The sequence below is a fragment of the Mycobacterium interjectum genome (assembly GCF_900078675.2).
Taxonomy (GTDB): domain Bacteria; phylum Actinomycetota; class Actinomycetes; order Mycobacteriales; family Mycobacteriaceae; genus Mycobacterium; species Mycobacterium interjectum.
Window position 1 is genome coordinate 2,354,937 of sequence record NZ_LT546237.1, and the last position, 20,792, is coordinate 2,375,728.

14 protein-coding genes, 2 tRNA genes and 2 pseudogenes are annotated in these 20,792 nt (G+C 68.2%); 2 read left to right on the forward strand and 16 right to left on the reverse strand.

The annotated features are described in order from the left end of the window. The 12 genes and pseudogenes from BN4348_RS45685 to clpX form a co-directional block, all read right to left on the reverse strand. A pseudogene (locus tag BN4348_RS45685) lies at positions 1–2,189 on the reverse strand (Rne/Rng family ribonuclease); the annotation flags it as partial. A 340-nt stretch (positions 2,190–2,529) separates the two neighbouring features. Beyond that, positions 2,530–2,940, reverse strand: coding sequence for a nucleoside-diphosphate kinase (gene ndk / locus BN4348_RS45690; RefSeq protein WP_066914194.1), 411 nt, complete (start codon positions 2,938–2,940; stop codon positions 2,530–2,532). Between the two features lie 35 nt (positions 2,941–2,975). Then, a complete protein-coding gene (locus BN4348_RS45695; RefSeq protein WP_066914196.1) occupies positions 2,976–3,335 on the reverse strand; it encodes a DUF4233 domain-containing protein in 360 nt (119 codons plus the stop codon). Next, a complete protein-coding gene (gene folC / locus BN4348_RS45700; RefSeq protein WP_066914198.1) occupies positions 3,332–4,765 on the reverse strand; it encodes a bifunctional tetrahydrofolate synthase/dihydrofolate synthase in 1,434 nt (477 codons plus the stop codon). The genes BN4348_RS45695 and folC overlap by 4 nt, the downstream gene beginning before the upstream one ends. Then, positions 4,762–7,413 (reverse strand): valine--tRNA ligase, encoded by a 2,652-nt coding sequence (locus BN4348_RS45705; protein WP_066914200.1) that lies wholly within the window; start codon positions 7,411–7,413, stop codon positions 4,762–4,764. The genes folC and BN4348_RS45705 overlap by 4 nt, the downstream gene beginning before the upstream one ends. Before the next feature lie 26 nt (positions 7,414–7,439). Then, complete coding sequence (locus tag BN4348_RS45710) at positions 7,440–8,699, reverse strand: saccharopine dehydrogenase family protein (protein ID WP_066914202.1); 1,260 nt, start codon at positions 8,697–8,699, stop codon at positions 7,440–7,442. A gap of 88 nt (positions 8,700–8,787) precedes the next feature. Then, positions 8,788–9,155, reverse strand: a pseudogene (locus tag BN4348_RS61600) (transglycosylase family protein). Positions 9,156–10,014: 859 nt separating this feature from the next. Further along, on the reverse strand, positions 10,015–10,614 hold the full coding sequence (gene mobA, locus BN4348_RS45720) for a molybdenum cofactor guanylyltransferase (protein ID WP_066914231.1): 600 nt from the start codon (positions 10,612–10,614) through the stop codon (positions 10,015–10,017). 13 nt (positions 10,615–10,627) lie between these two features. After that, a complete protein-coding gene (locus BN4348_RS45725) occupies positions 10,628–11,716 on the reverse strand; it encodes a 2-oxoacid:ferredoxin oxidoreductase subunit beta (protein ID WP_066914204.1) in 1,089 nt (362 codons plus the stop codon). Next, positions 11,713–13,677, reverse strand: a complete 1,965-nt coding sequence (locus BN4348_RS45730) for a 2-oxoacid:acceptor oxidoreductase subunit alpha (RefSeq protein WP_096866292.1) — start codon at positions 13,675–13,677, stop codon at positions 11,713–11,715. The genes BN4348_RS45725 and BN4348_RS45730 overlap by 4 nt, the downstream gene beginning before the upstream one ends. Positions 13,678–13,907: 230 nt before the next feature. Further along, positions 13,908–15,152, reverse strand: a complete 1,245-nt coding sequence (locus BN4348_RS45735) for an MFS transporter (protein WP_066914208.1) — start codon at positions 15,150–15,152, stop codon at positions 13,908–13,910. A gap of 27 nt (positions 15,153–15,179) precedes the next feature. Further along, complete coding sequence (gene clpX, locus BN4348_RS45740; protein WP_066914210.1) at positions 15,180–16,460, reverse strand: ATP-dependent Clp protease ATP-binding subunit ClpX; 1,281 nt, start codon at positions 16,458–16,460, stop codon at positions 15,180–15,182. Between the two features lie 275 nt (positions 16,461–16,735). Between clpX and mmuM the strand changes: the two genes are divergently transcribed. Continuing rightward, positions 16,736–17,641 (forward strand): homocysteine S-methyltransferase, encoded by a 906-nt coding sequence (mmuM, locus tag BN4348_RS45745; protein WP_084454256.1) that lies wholly within the window; start codon positions 16,736–16,738, stop codon positions 17,639–17,641. Between the two features lie 58 nt (positions 17,642–17,699). On the opposite strand, the gene clpP2 is transcribed toward mmuM, so the two are convergent. The 4 genes from clpP2 to BN4348_RS45765 form a co-directional block, all read right to left on the reverse strand. Further along, positions 17,700–18,344, reverse strand: a complete 645-nt coding sequence (clpP2, locus tag BN4348_RS45750) for an ATP-dependent CLP protease proteolytic subunit ClpP2 (protein WP_066914214.1) — start codon at positions 18,342–18,344, stop codon at positions 17,700–17,702. Next, positions 18,341–18,931 carry an ATP-dependent CLP protease proteolytic subunit ClpP1 gene (gene clpP1, locus BN4348_RS45755; RefSeq protein ID WP_040622585.1) on the reverse strand — a complete coding sequence of 197 codons (591 nt, stop codon included), beginning with the start codon at positions 18,929–18,931 and terminating at the stop codon, positions 18,341–18,343. The genes clpP2 and clpP1 overlap by 4 nt, the downstream gene beginning before the upstream one ends. 126 nt (positions 18,932–19,057) lie before the next feature. After that, positions 19,058–20,461, reverse strand: a complete 1,404-nt coding sequence (gene tig / locus BN4348_RS45760; RefSeq protein WP_066914216.1) for a trigger factor — start codon at positions 20,459–20,461, stop codon at positions 19,058–19,060. 38 nt (positions 20,462–20,499) lie between these two features. Next, positions 20,500–20,576, reverse strand: a tRNA-Pro gene (locus BN4348_RS45765). Between the two features lie 143 nt (positions 20,577–20,719). Here BN4348_RS45765 and BN4348_RS45770 point away from each other — a divergent pair. Beyond that, positions 20,720–20,790 (forward strand) — tRNA-Gly (locus tag BN4348_RS45770). Positions 20,791–20,792: the final 2 nt, after the last annotated feature.

Here is a 20,792-nt window from a genome sequence, read left to right on the forward strand (position 1 = left end):
CGGCCTGCCCGCGGCGCGGCGGCGGCGCGGACGTCCGGCCGGGGACCCGCCGTTTCCGCTCGGTGCGGTGTCGTCGTCGGAATCCTCGTCGTCCAGATCGTCTTCGTCGTCGTCCAGATCCAGCTCCTCGTCGTCGCCGAGGTCCTCGTCGTCGAGGTCGTCGTCGTCCTCGTCGTTGTCGTCGTCGAACTCGTCCTCGTCGTCGTCGTTGTCCTCGAAGTCATCGGTGTCGGTGTCGTCCAGGTCGGCGGCGGCCCGCTCTTCGGTCTCCTTGTCGACCGTGGCGGTGAGCACCTCGCCGGACCCGTCGGCCTCCTCCTCGTCCTGCTCATCCTGGCCGGCGGCCCCGGACGCGCCGGCGGCCATCGCCTTGAACATCGGGTGTTCACCGGGGGCGTGCGCGGGCACCTTGGCCACGGTGGGCTGGTCGGAGGCCTCTTCGGCCCCCTTCTTCTTCGAGCGCCTGCCCCGGCGACCACCGGACTCGGACTTGCGCCCGTTGGACGGGGCGGAATCGACCGGGTCGCCGTGCAGCAGGATGCCGCGGCCGCCGCAGTTCGGGCACGACGACGAGAACGCCTCGATCAGCCCGGTGCCCAACCGCTTGCGGGTCAGCTGCACCAAGCCCAGGGACGTCACCTCGGACACCTGATGGCGGGTGCGGTCGCGGGACAGCGCCTCGGTCAGCCGCCGCAGCACCAGGTCGCGGTTGGACTCCAGCACCATGTCGATGAAGTCGATGACCACGATGCCGCCGATGTCGCGCAGCCGCAGCTGGCGCACGATCTCCTCGGCCGCCTCGAGGTTGTTCTTGGTGACGGTCTGTTCGAGGTTGCCGCCGGAGCCGGTGAACTTGCCGGTGTTGACGTCGACCACCGTCATCGCCTCGGTGCGGTCGATCACCAGCGTGCCGCCCGACGGCAGCCACACCTTGCGCTCCATCGCTTTGGCGAGTTGCTCGTCGATGCGGTGCACCGCGAACACGTCCGGGCCGCTCGCCTCATCCGGCCCGGCGGCGGGCTCGTACTTGGCCAGCTTCGAAACAAGCTCTGGGGCAACGGAATTCACATACTCGTTGATCGTTTTCCAGGCCTCGTCGCCGGAGACGATGAGGCCCGCGAAGTCCTCGTTGAACAGGTCACGGATGACCTTGACCAACACATCCGGCTCTTCGTAGAGCGACACCGCGGCGCCCGCGGCCTTCTCCTTCGTCTCGGTCGCCTTGGCCTCGATCTGCTGCCAGCGCTCCTGCAGGCGGGTGACGTCCTTGCGGATGTCGTCCTCTTTGACCCCCTCGGACGCGGTGCGGATGATCACCCCGGCGTCGGACGGCACCACCTCGCGCAGGATCTCCTTGAGCCGCTGACGCTCGGTGTCGGGCAGCTTACGGCTGATCCCGGTCGACGACGCGCCGGGCACGTAAACCAGGTAGCGACCGGCCAGCGACACCTGAGTGGTGAGCCGGGCGCCCTTGTGCCCCACCGGGTCCTTGCTGACCTGGACGACGACATAATCGCCGGGCTTGAGGGCCTGTTCGATCTTGCGGTCGGAACCGCCCAATCCCGCGGCCTCCCAGTTGACTTCGCCGGCGTAGAGCACACCGTTGCGGCCCCGGCCGATGTCGACGAACGCCGCCTCCATCGAGGGCAGCACGTTCTGCACGATCCCCAGGTAGATGTTGCCCACCAGGGAGGCGGACGCCGCGGAGGTCACGAAATGCTCNGCCCGCGCCCGCGCCCCCGCCGGCCGCGGCGCCGCCGCCTGTTGGCCGTTCGATCGGGTTGATCCTCGTCGTCGTCGTCGGATTCGTCGGAATCGCCGGCGTCGTCGGCGTCACCGCCGCCACCGATCTCCACCGGCTGTGGCGCCACGAACAGCGGCAGGTATTCGGCCGGTTCGGTCGAGGTCCGCAGCAGCAGCGGTTGCTCTTTGGCCGCCGCGTGGCTGAAGCCCGGGATGTTGGGCAGCGGCTTGGCGAAGATCAGGTCACGGACCCGGAGGGCGTCCTCGCGGTCGACGCCCGAATGCACGTTGCGGGCCCGCCCGTCGAGCGCGGTGAGCGCCTCGATCACCTCTCTATTGGTGCTGCCCAGCGCCCGCGCCAGCTGATGCACCCTCAGGCGATCGGGCAGGTCGTCGTGCTGGACCGGCTCTTGCGGTGGATTCGAAGGTGGCGCACTGTCTACCACGTATTCTCCTTAAGCCCCCGGGCGCGTCGCTTCGACGCGGCCACGCGAGGGCTGCACTATGGGCCCGGGTCGCTTCTCCCAGGCTTGTGATGGTCTTGCCCCGGGCGGCTCAGGTAGAACTCGCTCGGCGCCGTGCTGAATGTCGGCCTGACATGCGGCGCAACATCACGGCAGTGGCGATGGTCGCGCTTGTCTAAGTCTTCATTCGGGTGTCCGAAGCCGGTCCGGCGACGTTCACCCGCTGTCAGTATCCCACATCACTCGCCGTGCCCACCCGCACCCGAGATACGCGTTTCAGCAAACGCCGTCGGGGCCGTGTCCGGCCCCTATCCGGCCAGCGCTAAATTCCGGGAAACCAGAGCGCGATCTCGCGCTTCGCCGAATCGTCCGAGTCGGACCCGTGCACCAGGTTGAACTGCGTTTGAAGCCCGAAGTCGCCCCGGATGGTGCCCGGCGTGGCCTTCTCGACCGGGTCGGTGCCCCCGGCGACCTGCCGAAACGCCGCGATCGCGCGCGGTCCCTCGACGACCGCGGCCACCACCGGCCCCGAGGTGATGAATCCCAGCAACGACTCGAAGAACGGCTTGCCCTCGTGTTCGGCGTAGTGCTGGCCGGCCAGCTCTTCGCTGACGTGCCGGAGCTCGAGCGCCGCGATGGTGAGGCCTTTTCGCTCGATGCGGCTGATGATCTCGCCTATCAGGTGCCGCTCGACGGCGTCCGGCTTGATCAGTACCAGGGTCCGTTCGGTCACGGCGGACAGCGTACAGAACCCTTTGCCGATCGGCCCTACTCCTGCCTGCGCCGCACCTCGGCGCGGAAGTAGGCGATGAGCACCCACAACGCGGTGAACAGCACCCCGATGAATCCCACCCCGGGGTAGACGGCGAAGCCGGCCAACAGCACCACCTGGATGCCCAGGTTCGCCCAGATCGCCCAGGGCCTGCGCTGCAGCCCGGCCAGCACGACCAGCGCCACCGCCAGGCCGATCAGGTAGCCCAGCGACGCGCCGGTCAGGCCGCCGCCGACCGCGCTCACCACCGGGATCGCCAGCAGCACCACGATCGCCTCGAGGATCAGCGTCGCGGCCATCACCGCACCGAAGCTCTTCCACGGATCGGCAGGCGGCGCCGTGTTGTTGCCGGTCATTGGGGATCACGACCGAACAGGCTGCGGGCGGCCCCGGCGGTCACGACCGAGCCGGTGACGACGATCCCCGTGCCCGAAAAAGACTCTCCCGCATCGCTTTCCGTCGAGGCGTCGTCGACCAGGGCGGTCGCGATGTCGATAGCGTCGCGCAGGTTCTCGGCGGTGGTGACGCGGTCGGGCCCGAATCGCTCGCCGGCGGCCAGCGCCAGCGCCTCGACGTCCAGCGCCCGCGGCGAACCGTTGTGGGTCACCACGACGGCGTCGAACGCCGGCTCCAGCGCCGCGAGGATGCCGTCCACGTCCTTGTCGGCCATCACACTGATCACCCCGACCAGAAACCGGAAGTCGAACTCGGCGGCCAGCGTCCGTGCCAGCGCGGCCGCACCGGCGGGATTGTGCGCGGCGTCGATGAACACCGTGGGTGCGCTGCGCAGGCGCTCCAGCCGCCCCGGGCTGGTGACGGCGGCGAAGCCGGCGCGGACGGCGTCGACGTCGAGCTGGCGCTGCGCGCCGGCGCCGAAAAAGGCCTCGACCGCCGCCAGGGCCACCGCCGCATTGTGCGCCTGGTGTTCGCCGTGCAGCGGCAGGTAGACGTCCGAGTACACCCCGCCGAGGCCCTGCAGCTGCAGCACCTGGCCGCCGATGGCGACCTGGCGGCCCAGGACCGCGAACTCCGAATCCTCGCGGGCGACCGCGGCGTCGGCGCGCACGGACTGGGCCAGCAGCGCGTCCATCGCCTCGGGCACCTGGCGCGCGATGACGGCGACGGTGTCCGGCGCGCCGTCCGGTGCTTTGGTGATGATCCCGGCCTTCTCGCCGGCGATCCCGGCGATGTCGTCGCCGAGGTAGTCGACATGGTCGATACCGATCGGGGTGATCACCGCCACCGGCGCGTTGACCACGTTGGTGGCGTCCCAGCGCCCGCCCATGCCGACCTCGACCACCACGACGTCGACGGGCGCGTCGGCGAACGCGGCGAACGCCATCGCCGTGAGCACCTCGAATTTGCTCATTGCCGGCCCGCCGTCGGCCTGCGACTGCGCATCAACCAAATGCACGAACGGCTCGATCTCCCGGTAGGTCGCCACGTATTGGGCCGGGCTGATCGGCAGGCCGTCGATCGCGATGCGCTCGACCGCCGACTGCAGGTGCGGGCTGGTGGTTCGGCCGGTGCGCCGGCCCAGCGCGGTCACCAGAGCGTCGACCATGCGCGCCACCGACGTCTTGCCGTTGGTGCCCGCGATGTGGATCGATGGATAGCCCAGTTGCGGCGACCCCAGCAGGTCCATCAGGGCGCTGATCCGGGTCAGGCTCGGCTCGATCCTGGTTTCCGGCCAGCGTTGGTCGAGCAGGTGCTCCACCTGCAGCAGGGACGCGATCTCATCGGGTGTGGGCGCCGCGCTGATGGCCCGCTCGGGCGGCTCGATCATTGCAGCGCGGCCAGCCTGCCGGTGATCCGCTCGGTTTCCTCCTGGGCCACCCGCTGACGGTCGCGGATCTTGGCGACCACCTGCTCGGGCGCCTTGGCGAGGAAGTCGGCGTTGCCCAGCTTGGCCGCCGTCGACGCCAGCTCCTTTTGCGCCGCGGCCAGGTCCTTTTCCAGGCGGCGGCGCTCGGCGGCGACGTCGATGGTGCCCGACGTGTCGAGCTCGGCGACGACGGTGCCACCGCTGAGGCGCACCTCCACCGACGCCGACGGCTGAAAACCCGGACCCGGCTCGGTGAGCCACGCCAGCGACGTCACCGCGCTCACCTGGCCGCCTAGGTCCGCGCCCTCGACGCCGGCCAGGCGGGCCGGCACCTTCTGCCGGTCCGCCAAGCCCTGTTCGCTGCGAAACCGGCGGACCTCGGTGACGAGCCGTTGCATGTCGCTGATTCGCTGCGCGGCAACCTGATCCAGCGAGATGCCCGACGATTTCGGCCATTCGGCGATCACCAGCGACTCCCGGTTGGTCAACGCCTGCCAGAGCGCCTCGGTGAGGAACGGGATGACCGGATGCAGCAGGCGCAGCAGCGTGTCGAGCACCGCGGCGAGCACGGCGGTGGTGTGCGCGAGCCCGTCGGCGAGCTGCGTCTTGGCCAGTTCGACGTACCAGTCGCAGAATTCGTCCCACGCGAAGTGGTAGAGCGATTCGCAGGCCCGGCTGAACTCGTAGCCGTCGAAGGCCGAATCAACCTCGGCGCGAACCTCTTCCAACCGTCCGAGGATCCATCGATCGGCGTCGGTGAGCTCCGCCTGGGCGGGCAGGGGCGCCAGCGCCGCGCCGTTCAGCAGCGCGTACCTGGTGGCGTTGAACAGCTTGGTGCCGAAGTTGCGCGAGGCCCGGACGGCATCCTCCCCGATGGACAGGTCGCCGCCCGGGCTGGCGCCGCGGGCCAGCGTGAACCGCAACGCATCGGCACCGAACGCCTCGACCCAGTCCAGCGGGTCGATGACGTTGCCCTTGGACTTGCTCATCTTGCGGCCGAATTCGTCCCGGATCAGCCCGTGCAGAAAGACGTCGGTGAACGGAACCTGCGGGCCACGGCGGCCGCCGAGGGTGATGGCGTCGTCGCCGCCGACGAAGGTGCCGAACATCATCATCCGGGCGACCCAGAAGAACAGGATGTCGTAGCCGGTCACCAGAACGCTTGTCGGGTAGAACTTTTCCAGCTCCGGCGTCTGCTCGGGCCAGCCCAGGGTGGAGAACGGCCACAGCGCGGAGGAGAACCAGGTGTCCAGCACATCGTGGTCCTGCTCCCAGCCCTCCGGCGGCGTCTCGTCGGGGCCGAAGCACGCCTGTTCGCCGCCCGGCCCGTACCAGATGGGGATGCGGTGGCCCCACCACAGCTGGCGCGAGATGCACCAGTCGTGCATGTCGTCGACCCAGGCGAACCAGCGCGGCTCCAGGCTGGCGGGGTGAATCACGGTGTCCCCGTTGCGAACCGCGTCGCCGGCGGCCTTGGCCAGCGATTCCACCCGGACCCACCACTGCAGCGACAGCCGCGGCTCGATCGGCTCGCCACTGCGCTCGGAATGCCCGACGCTGTGCAGATAGGGCCGCTTCTCCTCGACGACCCGGCCCTGTGCGGCCAGGGCTTCGCGCACGGCGACCCGGGCCTCGAAGCGGTCCATCCCGTCGAATTGCGTTCCGGTGTCGGCGATCCGGCCCTTGGTGTCCATGATCGAGATCATCGGCAGCTCGTGGCGCAACCCGATCTCGAAGTCGTTCGGGTCGTGCGCGGGCGTGACTTTGACTGCACCCGTGCCGAATTCGGGGTCGACGTGCTCGTCGGCGACGACGACGAGCGCGCGGTCCACGAACGGGTGCGGCAGGCTCGTGCCGACCAGGTGCCGGTAGCGGTCGTCGTCGGGATGCACCGCGATCGCGGTGTCGCCCAGCATGGTCTCCACCCGGGTGGTGGCGACCACGATGTGGGGATCGTCGTCGTTGAGTGATCCGTAGCGGAACGACACCAGCTCGCCCTCGACGTCGAGGTAGTTCACCTCCAGGTCCGAGATCGCGGTCTGCAGGACCGGGGACCAGTTGACCAGGCGCTCGGCCTGATAGATCAGCCCGGCGTCATAAAGCCGCTTGAAGATGGTCCGCACCGCCCGCGACAGGCCCTCGTCCATGGTGAACCGGTCGCGGCTCCAGTCCACGCCGTCGCCGAGCCGGCGCATCTGGCCGCCGATGGCGCCCCCGGACTCACGCTTCCAGTCCCACACCTTCTCGACGAAGAGCTCCCGCCCGAAGTCCTCCTTGGTCTTGCCGTCGACGGCGAGCTGGCGTTCCACCACGCTTTGGGTCGCGATGCCCGCGTGGTCCATCCCCGGCTGCCACAGCACCTCGTAGCCCTGCATGCGCTTGCGGCGGATCAGGGCGTCCATCATGGTGTGTTCCAGCGCGTGGCCCATGTGCAGGCTGCCGGTGACGTTCGGCGGCGGCAGCACGATCGAGTAGGCGGGCTTCGAGCTGCGGGCGTCGGCCTTGAAGTAACCCGCATCCAGCCACTTCCGGTAGATCGCGTCCTCCATAGCGGCCGGTTCCCACGACTTGGGCAGCGGGTCGGCGGCGGGGCGGGGGCTGGCGGTCACCGGTCAATTCTAGGGATGCGCGGAGCTCACCCGCCCAGGCGGTCAACCTGCAAGGACACACCGGCGGCGGGGAATCGCGCCAGCAACGCGTCGCCCATCGCCGTCGCGGGCGTCAGCACGCCGTGCAGGTCGGAGAGTTTGTCCCGGTCCAGCGCGAGGGCCAGGCCGCACTCCCCCAGCAGCACCGCGGTCGCCTTGTAACCGGGGTCACCGTGCTGCTCCATACGCGCCACGTAGCGGGCGCCGGTGGTCGTTGTGGTGTAGGTCTCGATGCGGTAGTAGCCGCGCTCGCGGGCCGCCTCGCTCGGACCCGTGCCCGGCTTGGGAAGGACCCGCTCTACCAGGCGGCGCGGCAGGAACCGGAAGTAGCGGCTGCCCAGCCCGAACATCGCGTTGCCGACGCCGCTCACGAGGGCCGACGCCATCGGCGCCAGAGCCGATGATCCAACGCTCATGTTCTCGTCGTAGCGGAAGCGCCGGCCGTACGCCCAGTCCAGCAGCGCGTTGCTGCGCCGCACGATCCGGGTGTTGTAGGGCGCCATCAAAAATCCGGCGGTCCACACCGCGGACAGTTCGGGCGCGATGTGGCGACCGCGACGCCACGGCAGGTCGGGCTGCGGGCCCAGTTCGGGTTCCGCGCCGCGGTCGGTGCTCAATGTGTAGGGGTCGAGGAGCTGGCGGCGCGCCTCGGCATCGCGCGATGCCGTGTCCATGACTTCCACGCCCGAGGCGATGGTGCCGCCGGACAGCCCGCCGGACATGGAGCGCACCACCAGGTGCGTGTCCCCGAGCTCGCCGGCGCCGTCCCGCTGCGCGGCCCGGTACAGCGCGTACACGCTCAAATCGGACGGGACCGAATCGAACCCGCAGGAGTGCACGATGCGGGCGCCGGTGTCGGCGGCCTGCTTGTGATGGAGGTCGATGCTTTCGCGGACGAACGTCGCCTCCCCGGTCAGGTCGGCGTAATCAGTGCCTGCGGCCGCGCACGCGGCGACCAGCGGCAACCCGTAGCGGCTGTAGGGCCCGACCGTCGTGACGACGACTCGGGTCCGGGCGGCCATCTCATCCAGCGTCAACGGCTTCGCGGCGTCGGCAGCCAGGACCGCCCAGCCCTGCGCGGCGTCACCCAGGGAGTCGCGAACGGCGCGCAGCCGCTCCGGCGATCTGCCGGCCAACGCGATCCGCGCGCCCGCTCCGGCGCGGGCCAGGTATTCGGCGGTCAGCTTCCCGACGAAGCCGGTCGCCCCGTACAACACGATGTCGAACTCGCGAGGCGTTGCGGTCATCGGCCCGAGGCTACCCGACCCCGAGACAAGTAATGCCGGGCCGCAAGGCCCGGCATTACTTACCCCTCAGGAGGCGCGTCTACAGCGGTCAGCCGCGCCGACCGCAGACGGGCCACGCGCCGATGCCTTGCGTGTGCAGCACGTTCTCGGCCACGCGGATCTGCTCCTCGCGGCTGGCGTTGGCCGGCGACCCCGAGCCACCGTTGGCGTGCCAGGTGCTCGAGGTGAACTGCAGGCCACCGGAGAACCCGTTACCGGTGCTGATTCCCCAGTTGCCGCCCGACTCGCACTGCGCGATCGCGTNTCCGGGGCCGGCGGGGGCGCGTCGGGGGCGGCCCCGGCGGGGGGAACGTTCGGGTCAAAGCCCATCGGTTCCGCGGTGGCGGTGGCGGAAGGCACCGTCACCAGGGTGCCGGTGATCGCGGCGAGGATGAGCGTCTTGCGGACGTTCTTCAAATTTCTTCCTTTCGCGGTGCGCGCGCGCCAAAGCAGACCCACCGGGGTGGGTCGAAGGTCTTGATTGGTGCTCGAAGGTGCTCTGGGACGTGCCGTCTCGTTCTGGCACGCAGCGGCGGGCGCTCGATATGCCCGGCGGGGTAGAACCCCGGGCCGCGACGCGGCTCTGCCGCCCGCGGCCCCGCTCGCACGCGGGTCCGTGATTCGATTGTCGATTACTTTTCCGTTAACCCGTTTTCGGGCTAACAGGGACCGTACGAAACCCGGCCGCGTTCGTCATCTTCAGAAAACGTATATCTCGGTTCGATAACGACCCGATCACGCTGCGATCGCATAACGATCTCTGCAGGTCAGCCGCGCCTTTTCGAATCGTGCCCACCGGACGGAGCAACAATCAGATCGTGAGCCGAATCACGCCGATTTTGTGAGCTGGCACACGCGCTTTCGGGGCCGCGGCACCGACGGCGTGGTCGTGGCCCCACCACGGCGCGGCCCCGGGCCGGCGCACAATACAAGAAGATACGCACGATTGCAGGGCGACACGCCCGGTTTCGCTGTTTGAGTCCGGCCAAAAGCGAACGAAACAGTGCCGCATGGCCTTTCGCTCCACTCTGGTGGAATGCTCACGACTTCAATGGCTTTCACATCAGTCGGGCGATTTCCCGTCGGCCAGAAGGCGTTCCGTGGCGGGCAATCGCCGGTGCTCTTCGCGCGGCAACCGAATGTTGCACTGCGCCAAGGCGATACGGGGCATGCCCGAAGGGACCCAGGCCCTCGCCATTCACGGATAATTCGAACGGCGATATGGAAATGGGCGGCGCCAATCATTCAATATCGAAAAGAATGGCTTTTGAATAAATTAATTAATCGGACTGGCGTGCACCACCGCGCGCAGATCGGCGTCCGTATTGACGTTGGTCAGCGGGCGCGAATCCGGTAGCACGATCTGCTGGGCGTCGGAGGCGTCGATCAGGGCGCTCATCTTGCGCTCCCCCGCGGCGACCAGCGCTTCGATCCGATCGGCCAGATCGGTGCGATACACCGCCGCCAGGTAGTGGCTGTGACCGTCCCACGGCAACACCACCTCGGCGTCGGTCTCGGTGGCGAGGCGGAACAGATCGTCGATCACATCGGCGTTCAGCAGCGGCATGTCGACGGCGCAGACGAACGCGAATCGCGCGCCCGCCTCCGCGGCCGCGCGCAGTCCCCGCCCGGTCGCCGGCAGCGGTCCCAGGCCGCGGACGTCGTCGCGGATGACGCGCGCCTGCAGCGCCGGCAACGGTTGTCCCGGGGCGGCCATCACGAACACGGGTTCGCAGCGCTGTGCGACGATGCCGACGACATACTCGGCCATCGTGGCGGCTCCTCCGGGGCCCGGCAAGGTGGCCTTGTCGCGGCCCATGCGCCGCGACTCTCCGCCAGCGACGATCACCCCGGCCAGTGACACTGCGTCGGGCATCTGCTCGGCCACGTCAGTCGACGGTCCAGGTGTCGCGCCCGGTCAGCAGCGACTGCAGCGCGGCGGAGTCGAACGGCTTCGATGCTTGCGCGGCGCGGACCTGGGAGCGTGCCGCGTCGTCGTAGGTGGGCCGGCTGATGTTGCGGAAGATGCCCAGCACGGTGTGGTCGAGGTTCTGATCGGACAGCCGCGACAGCGCGAACGCGTAGGCCGAGTCGTCGGCGTGCGCGTCGTGCACGACGATCTCGTCGACGCTCACGTCGGCGGTCTTGGCCACCTCGAGGCTGAAGCCGGACTTCACCACGCAGTATTCTCCGTTGGCGCCGAACACAATTGGCTCGCCGTGGTGGACGTTGATCACCCGCTCCTCGGCGCCCTCCTTGCGCAGCGCGTCGAAGGAGCCGTCGTTGAAGATCGGGCAGTCCTGCAGGATTTCGACCACGGCGGCACCCCGGTGTTCGGCCGCGGCGCGCAGGACCTCGGTCAGCCCGGTGCGGTCGGAGTCCAGCGCGCGGCCGACGAAGGTGGCCTCGGCGCCCAGCGCCAGCGACACCGGGTTGAACGGCTGATCGAGCGAACCCATCGGCGTCGACTTGGTGATCTTGCCGACCTCCGACGTCGGCGAGTACTGGCCCTTGGTCAGGCCGTAGATCCGGTTGTTGAACAGCAGGATGGTGATGTTGACGTTGCGGCGCAGCGCGTGGATCAGGTGGTTGCCGCCGATCGACAACGCGTCACCGTCGCCGGTCACCACCCACACCGAAAGGTCCTCGCGGGCCAGCGCCAACCCGGTGGCGATCGCCGGCGCGCGGCCGTGGATCGAGTGGAACCCGTAGGTCTCGAGGTAGTACGGGAACCGGCTCGAGCAGCCGATGCCGCTGATGAAGACGATGTTCTCGCGGCGCAGACCGAGGTCCGGCAGGAAGTTACGGATGGTGTTGAGGATGACGTAGTCACCGCAGCCCGGGCACCAACGCACCTCCTGGTCGCTGGTGAAATCCTTGGCCTTCTGCGGCTCGTCCCCGGCAGACACCGTGGGGACCCCGTCGTTCTTGGTCAGTCTCGGGGTGACCCCGAGGTCTGCGCCAACCAGGTCGGTCATTCGCTAGCTCCCGCTCCAACCGTTGCTGCCGCCATTCTGGCGACCATCTTCTTGTCTTGCTCGATTTCCGCCAGTGTGCCGCCGAGCGCGGCGCGGATGAGGCGCCCGATCTCGTCGGCGAGGAACGCGACGCCCTGGACCTTGGTGACGGATTGCACGTCGACCAGGTACTTGCCGCGCAGGATCAGCGCCAGCTGGCCCAAGTTCATCTCCGGGCACACCACCATCGGGTAGCGCCGCAGCACGTCGCCCAGGTTCGGCGGGAACGGGCTGAGGTGGCGCAGGTGAGCGTGGGCGACCTTGATCCCCTTGCGCCGCGCGCGCCGGCAGGCTTCGCCTATCGGCCCGTACGAGCTGCCCCACCCGATCAGCAGCAGCTCGGCATCCCCGGTCGGGTCGTCGACCTCCAGATCGGGAACGGCGATGCCGTCGATCTTGGCCTGGCGGATGCGCACCATGAGGTCGTGGTTGACCGGCTCGTAGGAGATGTTGCCGGAGCCGTTGGCGGCTTCCAGGCCACCGATGCGGTGCTCGAGCCCGGGCGTGCCCGGAACGGCGAACTGGCGGGCCAGCGTCTCCGGGTCCCGGTTGTAGGGCTGGAAGGGCTCGTCCGGTTTGGCGAAGGCGTGCGTGATCGGCTGCAGCGAGCCGACGTCCGGGATGCGCCACGGCTCAGAGCCGTTGGCGATCGCGCCGTCGGACAGCACGATCACCGGGGTGTGGTACGACACCGCGATGCGCACCGCCTCGAGGGCGGTCTCGAAGCAGTCCGACGGCGACCGCGGCGCCACCACCGCGACGGGCGATTCCCCGTTGCGGCCGTAGAGCGCCTGCAGCAGGTCGGCCTGCTCGGTCTTGGTGGGCAGCCCCGTCGACGGACCGCCCCGCTGGACGTCGATCACCAGCAGCGGCAGCTCGGTCATCACCGCCAGGCCCAGCGCCTCGGACTTCAGCGAGATGCCGGGTCCGGACGTGCTGGTGACGCCGAGGGCGCCGCCGTAGGAGGCGCCGATCGCCGCGCAGATGCCGCCGATCTCGTCCTCGGCCTGGAAGGTGATCACGTTGAAGTTCTTGTGCTTGGACAGCTCGTGCAGGATGTCCGAGGCCGGCGTGATCGGGTAACTGCCGAGCACGACCTGGATGCCGGCCAGCTGACCGGCGGTGACGATGCCATAGGCCAGCGCGGTGTTACCGGAGATCTGGCGGTATTCGCCCGTCGGCAGGGACGCCCGCGAGACCTCGTAGGTGGTGCCGAACGCCTCGGTGGTTTCGCCGTAGTTCCAGCCCGCCTTCAGCGCGAGCACGTTGGCCTCGGCGATGTCGGGCTTGCGGGCGAACTTCTCCCTGATGAATTTCTCGCTGGCTTCGATCGGCCGCCCGTACATCCACGACAACAGGCCGAGCGCGAACATGTTCTTGGCGCGCTGACCGTCCTTCTTCGACGCACCGATCGCCTCGACGGCCCCGAGCGTCAGCGTCGTCATCGCGACGGAGTGCACGACGTAGTCGGACAGCTCGTCGGACTCCAGCGGGTTCGTTATGTAGCCCACCTTCGTCAGGTTGCGCTTGGTGAACTCGTCGGAATTCGCGATGACCATGCCGCCGCGCGGCAGGTCGCCGATGTTGGCCTTCAGCGCCGCGGGATTCATGGCGACGAGGACATCGGGGCGGTCGCCGGCGGTCAAGATGTCGTAATCGGCGATCTGAATCTGGAACGAGGAGACCCCGGGCAACGTGCCTGCGGGAGCGCGGATCTCGGCGGGGTAGTTCGGCTGGGTGGCGAGGTCGTTGCCGAAAAGCGCCGCCTCCGATGTGAACCGGTCGCCGGTCAGCTGCATGCCGTCGCCGGAGTCCCCGGCGAATCGAATGACAACCTGTTCTAGACGTTGACGGGCGGCCGACCCATTCCCGGAGGAGCCATTATGAGAATCAGACCCGGCTCCGCTGCCGTTCGGATCCACGTATCCGCCTTCCATTCGTCATCCGGATAGGCACTGCGCTGGAGCTTTAGGTTACGCGCCGTTGAGGCCGCTCCTGCGCGCGCGAGCTTGTGTGTCACTAGTAGTACCAATTATGGCACTCCTTTTAGGCGAGCATGGGCGTCTCGAAAGCATTGCATGCAGCGGTTTTGCGCCCAATGTCGAAGTCAGCGAAGGGCCGCGGCGCGGACAATCCAAAACTGTGGTATTGGTCACGTCCGCGGTGCGGAGGGGCCACCGCGCTCCCGCGGGGCCGTCTCGGGCATCGCCACCAGATACAAGACGAAGCCCGCGGCGGCCAGGGCGCCCAGAAAGGCGAAGGCGGCGTTGTAGCCGGCCGCGACCACGATGGCGCCCGCGACGAGGTTGGAGACCGAAGCGCCGATGCCGGTCGCGGCCGTCACCGCCCCCAGGCTGACGTTGAACCGGCCGGTTCCGTGCGTCACGTCCTGCACGACGAGGGGAAACAGCGCACCGAACACACCGGCTCCCACACCGTCGAGGAGTTGGACGCCGACCAGCCAATAGGAGTTGCCCGACAGCGTGTAGAGGAACCCGCGCGCGGCCAGCACCGCGAATCCGGCCAGGAAGATCGGCTTGCGGCCCCACGAATCGGCCTTGGCCCCGGCAATGTAGGCGACCGGCACCATGACCACCTGGGCGGCCACGATGCAGCCCGCCATCAGCGCGGTCCCGACGTCTTTGTTGTGCAGCGCCAGGAGCTGGCCGACCAGGGGAAGCATCGCCGCGTTGGCGAAGTGAAAGGCGATGACGGTCGCGGCGAAAATCATCAGCCTCCGGTTGTGCAGCAGCACCGCGAGCCGAGACGGTGGCCGGTGCGGCTGCCCGGAAACGTGGTCCATGCCGCGCGCGACGTCGTGATCGATCGCGTCGCCCGGGATTCGCAGGGTCGCCAGCACACTGCCGGCGGCCATCGTGGCGAGCACCCAGAACACCACCACCGGCCCGAAGAAGTAGGCCAGGGCGCCTGTGATGGCCGCGGCCGACGCGTTTCCCCCGTGGTTGAACGCCTCGTTGCGTCCGACCCGCCGGGAGAACAGCCGGGGGCCGACCACGCCGAGGGTGATCGCCGCCAGCGCCGGGGCGAAAACCGAGCCGGCGATCCCGGTGAGCGCCTGCAGGACCGAGATGGAGTAGAAGCCGGGGAACAACGGCATCGCCAGCGAGCCGGCGGTGACCGTCAGCGCGCCGCCGATGATCACCGCCCGCTTGGCCGTCGTCCGGTCCACCAGCGCGCCGGCCGGCGCCTGGGCGACGATCGCCCCGATGCCGCCGACCGCCATGACGAACCCGATGGACCTCTGGTCCCAATGGTGTGTCAGCAGAAGGTAAATGGAGAGGTACGGGCCCAACCCGTCGCGAACATCGGCCAGCAGGAAGTTCAGTATGTCCAGCGCGCGCGCCACGCGGTGGGGAACCGCGTCGGAGCTACTCAAGCCTCAGGCGGCCGGGATGGAGAACCGCTAGGCGGTCTTGTCGCGCCGCTCGCTGCGCGACGGCTTGCGCGGCACGATCGTCGGCAGCACGTTGTCCTGCACGGTCTCCTTGGTCACCACGACCTTCGCGACGTCGTCGCGGCTCGGGATGTCGTACATCACCGGCAGCAGGACTTCCTCCATGATCGCCCGCAGGCCCCGGGCGCCCGTGCCGCGGTGGATCGCCTGATCGGCGATCGCCTCCAGCGCCTCGTCGGTGAATTCCAGTTCCACGCCGTCCATTTCGAACAGCCGGGTGTACTGCTTGACCAACGCGTTCTTCGGCTCCGACAGGATCTTGACCAACGAATCCATGTCCAGGTTGGTCACCGAGGCCACGACCGGGAGCCGCCCGATGAACTCGGGGATCAGGCCGAACTTGATCAAGTCCTCGGGCATCACGTCGGCGAAGTGATCGGTGGTGTCGATCTCGGCCTTGGAGCGGACCTCGGCGCCGAAGCCCAGACCGCGCTTGCCGACGCGCTCGTAGATGATCTTCTCCAGCCCGGCGAACGCACCCGCGACGATGAACAGCACGTTGGTGGTGTCGATCTGGATGAACTCCTGATGCGGGTGCTTGCGGCCGCCCTGCGGCGGAACGGACGCCTGGGTGCCCTCCAGGATCTTCAGCAGGGCCTGCTGCACGCCCTCCCCGGAGACGTCACGGGTGATCGACGGGTTCTCGCTCTTGCGCGCGATCTTGTCGACCTCGTCGATGTAGATGATGCCGGTCTCGGCGCGCTTGACGTCGTAGTCGGCCGCCTGGATGAGTTTGAGGAGGATGTTCTCGACGTCCTCGCCGACGTAGCCGGCCTCGGTCAGCGCCGTGGCGTCGGCGATGGCGAACGGCACGTTGAGCATCTTGGCCAGCGTCTGGGCGAGGTAGGTCTTGCCGCAGCCGGTGGGCCCGAGCATCAGAATGTTGGACTTGGTCAGCTCCACCGGCTCGGACCGGGAGTCGCGGCCCTTCTCGCCGGCCTGGATCCGCTTGTAGTGGTTGTAGACGGCGACGGCCAGCGTGCGCTTGGCGGTGTCCTGCCCGATGACATATCCCTCTAGGAAGTCCCGGATCTCGGCGGGCTTGGGCAGTTCGTCGAGCTTCACGTCGTCGGCGTCGGCAAGTTCCTCTTCGATGATCTCGTTGCAGAGATCGATGCACTCATCGCAGATGTACACACCGGGGCCAGCAATGAGTTTCTTGACCTGCTTTTGGCTCTTCCCGCAGAACGAGCACTTAAGCAGGTCGCCGCCGTCTCCGATGCGCGCCATGGTGCTGAGGGCCTACTTCCTGTTCGCCGTTCGTCGTGCTATGCCGCATGTATTCCCCGACGCTACCCGCTTGCTCGGGCCCCCCGCGACCATTACCGCCGAATCGCGTCTTTGATATTCGAGGGAGTTCGTGGGACGTTCATGCACTTCCGTCTGATGAAACATATAGCCACACGGCCCCCCTCACTCGCCGAGACGCGCATTCCGTGCCTTTGGCGTGTCGCGGTCGTAACCCAAGCGAGTCCGGTGCGCTCCAACAACCCTACATTTACCGAGTGGGATTGGCAGTCGGGTTTTCCGGGTTCGCTGGGCCCAGCGAATCCGTATTGATCAGCGACGGCGGCCTGGCCACCGAGCTGGAGGCACGCGGCTACGACCTTTCCGACCCGTTGTGGTCGGCCAGGCTGCTGGCCGACGCGCCGCACGCGATCGTCGCCGTCCACGCCGCATACTTTCGTGCCGGTGCCGCGATCGCGACGACGGCGAGCTACCAGGCGTCGTTTCAGGGCTTTGCCGCGCACGGAATCGACCGGCGTGCGGCCGCGGTCCTGCTGCGCCGCAGCGTCGAACTCGCGAGGGCCGCGCGCGACGAAGCCGGTGCGGCCGGGCTCGTCGCCGCCTCGGTCGGCCCGTACGGCGCCGCGCTGGCCGACGGGTCCGAATACCGCGGGCGCTACGGCCTGTCGGTCGCGGCGTTGGCGCGGTGGCACCGGCCCCGGCTGGAGATCCTGGCCGACGCCGGGGCCGACGTGCTGGCGTGCGAGACGGTGCCCGATGTCGACGAGGCCGAGGCGCTGGTCGATCTGGTTCGCTCCGTCGGGGTGCCGGCCTGGCTCAGCTACACCATCGACGGCACGCGGACCCGGGCCGGACAACCGTTGGCCGACGCGTTCGCGGTGGCGGCCGGGGTGCCCGAGGTCGTCGCGATCGGCGTGAATTGCTGCGCGCCCGACGACGTGGCGCCGGCGATCGGCCTGGCCGCGGCCGTCGGCAAGCCGGTGATCGTCTACCCGAACAGCGGTGAGCGCTGGGATGGTCGCGCGTGGATGGGTCCGCGCCGCTTCTCCGCGCAGTTGGCGGCGCAGTGGGCCGCGGCCGGCGCGCGTGTCATCGGCGGCTGCTGCCGGGTGGGACCGGCCGACATCGCGGAGCTGGCGTCGAAACTTTCACCGAGCCTGTAATTTTGCAGGACTCCACTCGCACTTTTCGCTGCAGAATTACAGTCTCGGCGAGCCCGCGTTAGGCCGTTTGCGCCGAGAGCTTGCGGTACTCGAGGACGGTGTCGATGATCCCGTAGTCCTTGGCCTCTTCGGCGGTCAGGATCTTGTCCCGGTCGGTGTCCTTGCGGATCGTCGCGGCGTCCTTGCCGGTGTGGCGGGCCAGCGTGGTCTCCATCAGGGTGCGCATCCGCTCGATCTCGGCCGCCTGGATCTCCAGATCGGAGAACTGGCCCTGGATCACACCCTGAAGCGACGGCTGGTGGATCAGCACCCGGGCGTTGGGCAGCGCCATCCGCTTGCCGGGAGTCCCCGCGGCCAGCAGCACCGCCGCGGCCGAGGCGGCCTGGCCCAGGCACACCGTCTGAATGTCGGCGCGCACGTACTGCATGGTGTCGTAAATCGCCATCAGCGAGGTGAAGCCGCCGCCGGGCGAGTTGATGTACATGGTGATGTCGCGGTCGGGGTCCAGCGATTCCAACACGAGCAGCTGCGCCATGATGTCGTTCGCCGAAGCGTCGTCGACCTGGACGCCGAGGAAGATGATGCGCTCCTCGAACAGCTTGTTGTAGGGGTTTGACTCCTTGACGCCGAAGCTCGAGTGCTCGATGAACGACGGCAGGATGTAGCGCGCCTGGGGCTGGGTCTCGGGGTGCTGAGTGCTCACTGGGCTTCTCCGTTGGTGATGTGGGCGGCGCGGGTGATGATGTGGTCGACGAATCCGTATTCCAAAGCCTCCTGGGCGGTGAACCAGCGGTCGCGATCGGAATCGGCCTCGATGCGCTCGATCGACTGCCCGGTGAATTCGGCATTCAGCCGGAACATCTCCTTCTTGATGACGTGGAACTGCTCGGCCTGGATGGCGATGTCGGCCGCGCTGCCGGTCACCCCGCCCAGCGGCTGGTGCATCAGGATGCGGGCGTGCGGCAGCGCGTAGCGCTTGCCTTTGGTGCCGGCCGCCAACAGGAACTCGCCCATCGAGGCGGCCATGCCCATCGCGTAGGTCGCGATGTCGCACGGCGCCAGCACCATGGTGTCGTAGATGGCCATGCCGGCGCTGATCGATCCGCCCGGTGAATTGATGTACAGGGAGATGTCCTTGTCGGCATCCTCGGCGGCGAGCAGCAGAATCTGAGCGCACAGCCGGTTGGCGACCTCGTCGTTGACCTCCGAACCCAGAAAGATGATGCGCTCGGAGAGCAAGCGCTCATAGACGGAGTCCGTGAGGTTGAGGCCCTGCGAGGGTGAACGCATCTCAGTCACGACTGGGTTACCTGCTTTCTCGAGTTCTTCTATGCACCGACCCTAACCAACCGGCCCGCGGTGTGGCGGCCGCGCCGCCCCTGAAATGGGCGCGTTCGCTCACAGCGTCACGGCGGGTCATTCCGCTTCGTCGTCGGGGGCCTCGCCCCCCTCGGCCCCCTCGGCCTCGTCGACACCCTCGGCCTCGTCAGATTCCTCCGGGCGCTTGCCGAAGAACTCACCGGTGTCGATGGTGTTGCCGTCGGTGTCGGTGACGGTCGCCGCCTCGACCGCGGCGGCGATGGCCAGCCCGCGGCGCACGTCGGCGAACATCGCCGGCAGCTGATTGTTCTCCTGCAGATAGGCGAACAGCTGCTGGGGCTCGATGCCGTACTGCCGGGAGGTCATCAGCAGCCGCTCGGTCAGGTCGTCCTGGCCGACCTGGATTTCCAGCTCGTCGGCCAGCGCGTCCAGCAACAGCTGCTTCTTGACGTCGGACTCGGCGGCGTTGTGCGCGTCGACCTCGAACTGCTGGCGCGACTTGCCCTGCTCGTGGAGCGCCTCCGCGAGCCTCGCTTCGTCGTGGTCGAAGCCGTGCAGCGCGTTGTGCACGGCGCTGTCGACCTGGGCCTTGACGATGGCCTCCGGCAGCGGCACGTCGACCTGCTCGAGCAGGGCATCGATCGTGGCGTCGCGGATCTGCTCCGCCTGCTGGGCGCGCTTGACGCGACCCACCTGCTCGCGCAGGTTGGACCGTAACTCGTCGATGGTGTCGAATTCGCTTGCCAATTGGGCGAACTCGTCGTCGGGCTCGGGAAGCTCACGCTCCTTGATCGACCTGACGGTCACGGTGACCTGCGCGTCCTTGCCCGCGTGCTCGCCGGTCGCCAACTGCGCGGTGAATTCCTTCGACTCGTCGACGGACAGGCCGACCAGCGCGTCGTCCAGCCCGGCGATGAGCCGGCCGGAGCCGACCTCGTGGGAGAGTCCCTCCGCGGCCGCGCCCGGCACCTCCTCGCCGTCGACGGTGGCCGACAGGTCGATCGAGACGAAGTCACCGTCGGCGACCGGCCGCTCGACGCCCTTGAGGGTGCCGAACCGGGCGCGCAGCGACTCCAGTTCGGCGTCGACGTCGTCGTCGCTGACCTCGATCGGGTCGACCGAGACCTGCAGGGAACTCAGGTCCGGAAGGGCGATCTTGGGTCGGATGTCGACCTCGGCGGTGAACGCCAGCTCCTCGCCGTATTCCTTCTTGGTGACCTCGATGTCGGGCTGGCCGAGCGGGTGGACTTCCGCCTCGGCGACCGCCTGGCCGTAGCGGGAGGGCAACGCCTCGTTGACGACCTGGTCGAGCATCGCCTCGCGGCCGAACCGGGCCTCGAGCAGCTTGGCCGGCGCCTTCCCGGGCCGGAATCCGGGCAGCCGCACCTGCTTGGCCAGCTCCTTGTAGGCCCGCTGGAAATCGGGCTCGAGTTCGGTGAACGGCACCTCCACGTTGATGCGCACCCGGGTGGGGCTCAACTGCTCGACGCTGCTCTTCACGGGTTTGCTCCTCGGTGTTCGGTGGATCGGGCCAGTGTTGGTCGGGGTGACAGGATTTGAACCTGCGGCCTTCCGCTCCCAAAGCGGATGCGCTACCAAGCTGCGCTACACCCCGCGCTGACCTCGAAATCCTACGGCCCGGGGGCATTGGCCTAGCAGGGGACCGTCCAGACCCTGGGACCTCACGGAGCCATCACAAAACCGCTTCGATTAGATTTGAAGTTCGCCGCCAGATACAGTCTCGCTCGACTAAAGCTTGCGGGCGTAGCTCAATGGTAGAGCCCTAGTCTTCCAAACTAGCTACGCGGGTTCGATTCCCGTCGCCCGCTCG

Excerpts from the sequence above, each read along its gene's own strand:
- BN4348_RS45725 (WP_066914204.1), bottom strand. The coding sequence starts at position 11,716 with ATGACCGACCTGGTTGGCGCAGACCTCGGGGTCACCCCGAGACTGACC.
- clpP1 (WP_040622585.1), bottom strand. The coding sequence starts at position 18,931 with ATGCGTTCACCCTCGCAGGGCCTCAACCTCACGGACTCCGTCTATGAG.
- clpX (WP_066914210.1), bottom strand. The coding sequence starts at position 16,460 with ATGGCGCGCATCGGAGACGGCGGCGACCTGCTTAAGTGCTCGTTCTGC.
- BN4348_RS45695 (WP_066914196.1), bottom strand. The coding sequence starts at position 3,335 with ATGACCGGCAACAACACGGCGCCGCCTGCCGATCCGTGGAAGAGCTTC.
- BN4348_RS45710 (WP_066914202.1), bottom strand. The coding sequence starts at position 8,699 with ATGACCGCAACGCCTCGCGAGTTCGACATCGTGTTGTACGGGGCGACC.
- mobA (WP_066914231.1), bottom strand. The coding sequence starts at position 10,614 with ATGCCCGACGCAGTGTCACTGGCCGGGGTGATCGTCGCTGGCGGAGAG.
- folC (WP_066914198.1), bottom strand. The coding sequence starts at position 4,765 with ATGATCGAGCCGCCCGAGCGGGCCATCAGCGCGGCGCCCACACCCGAT.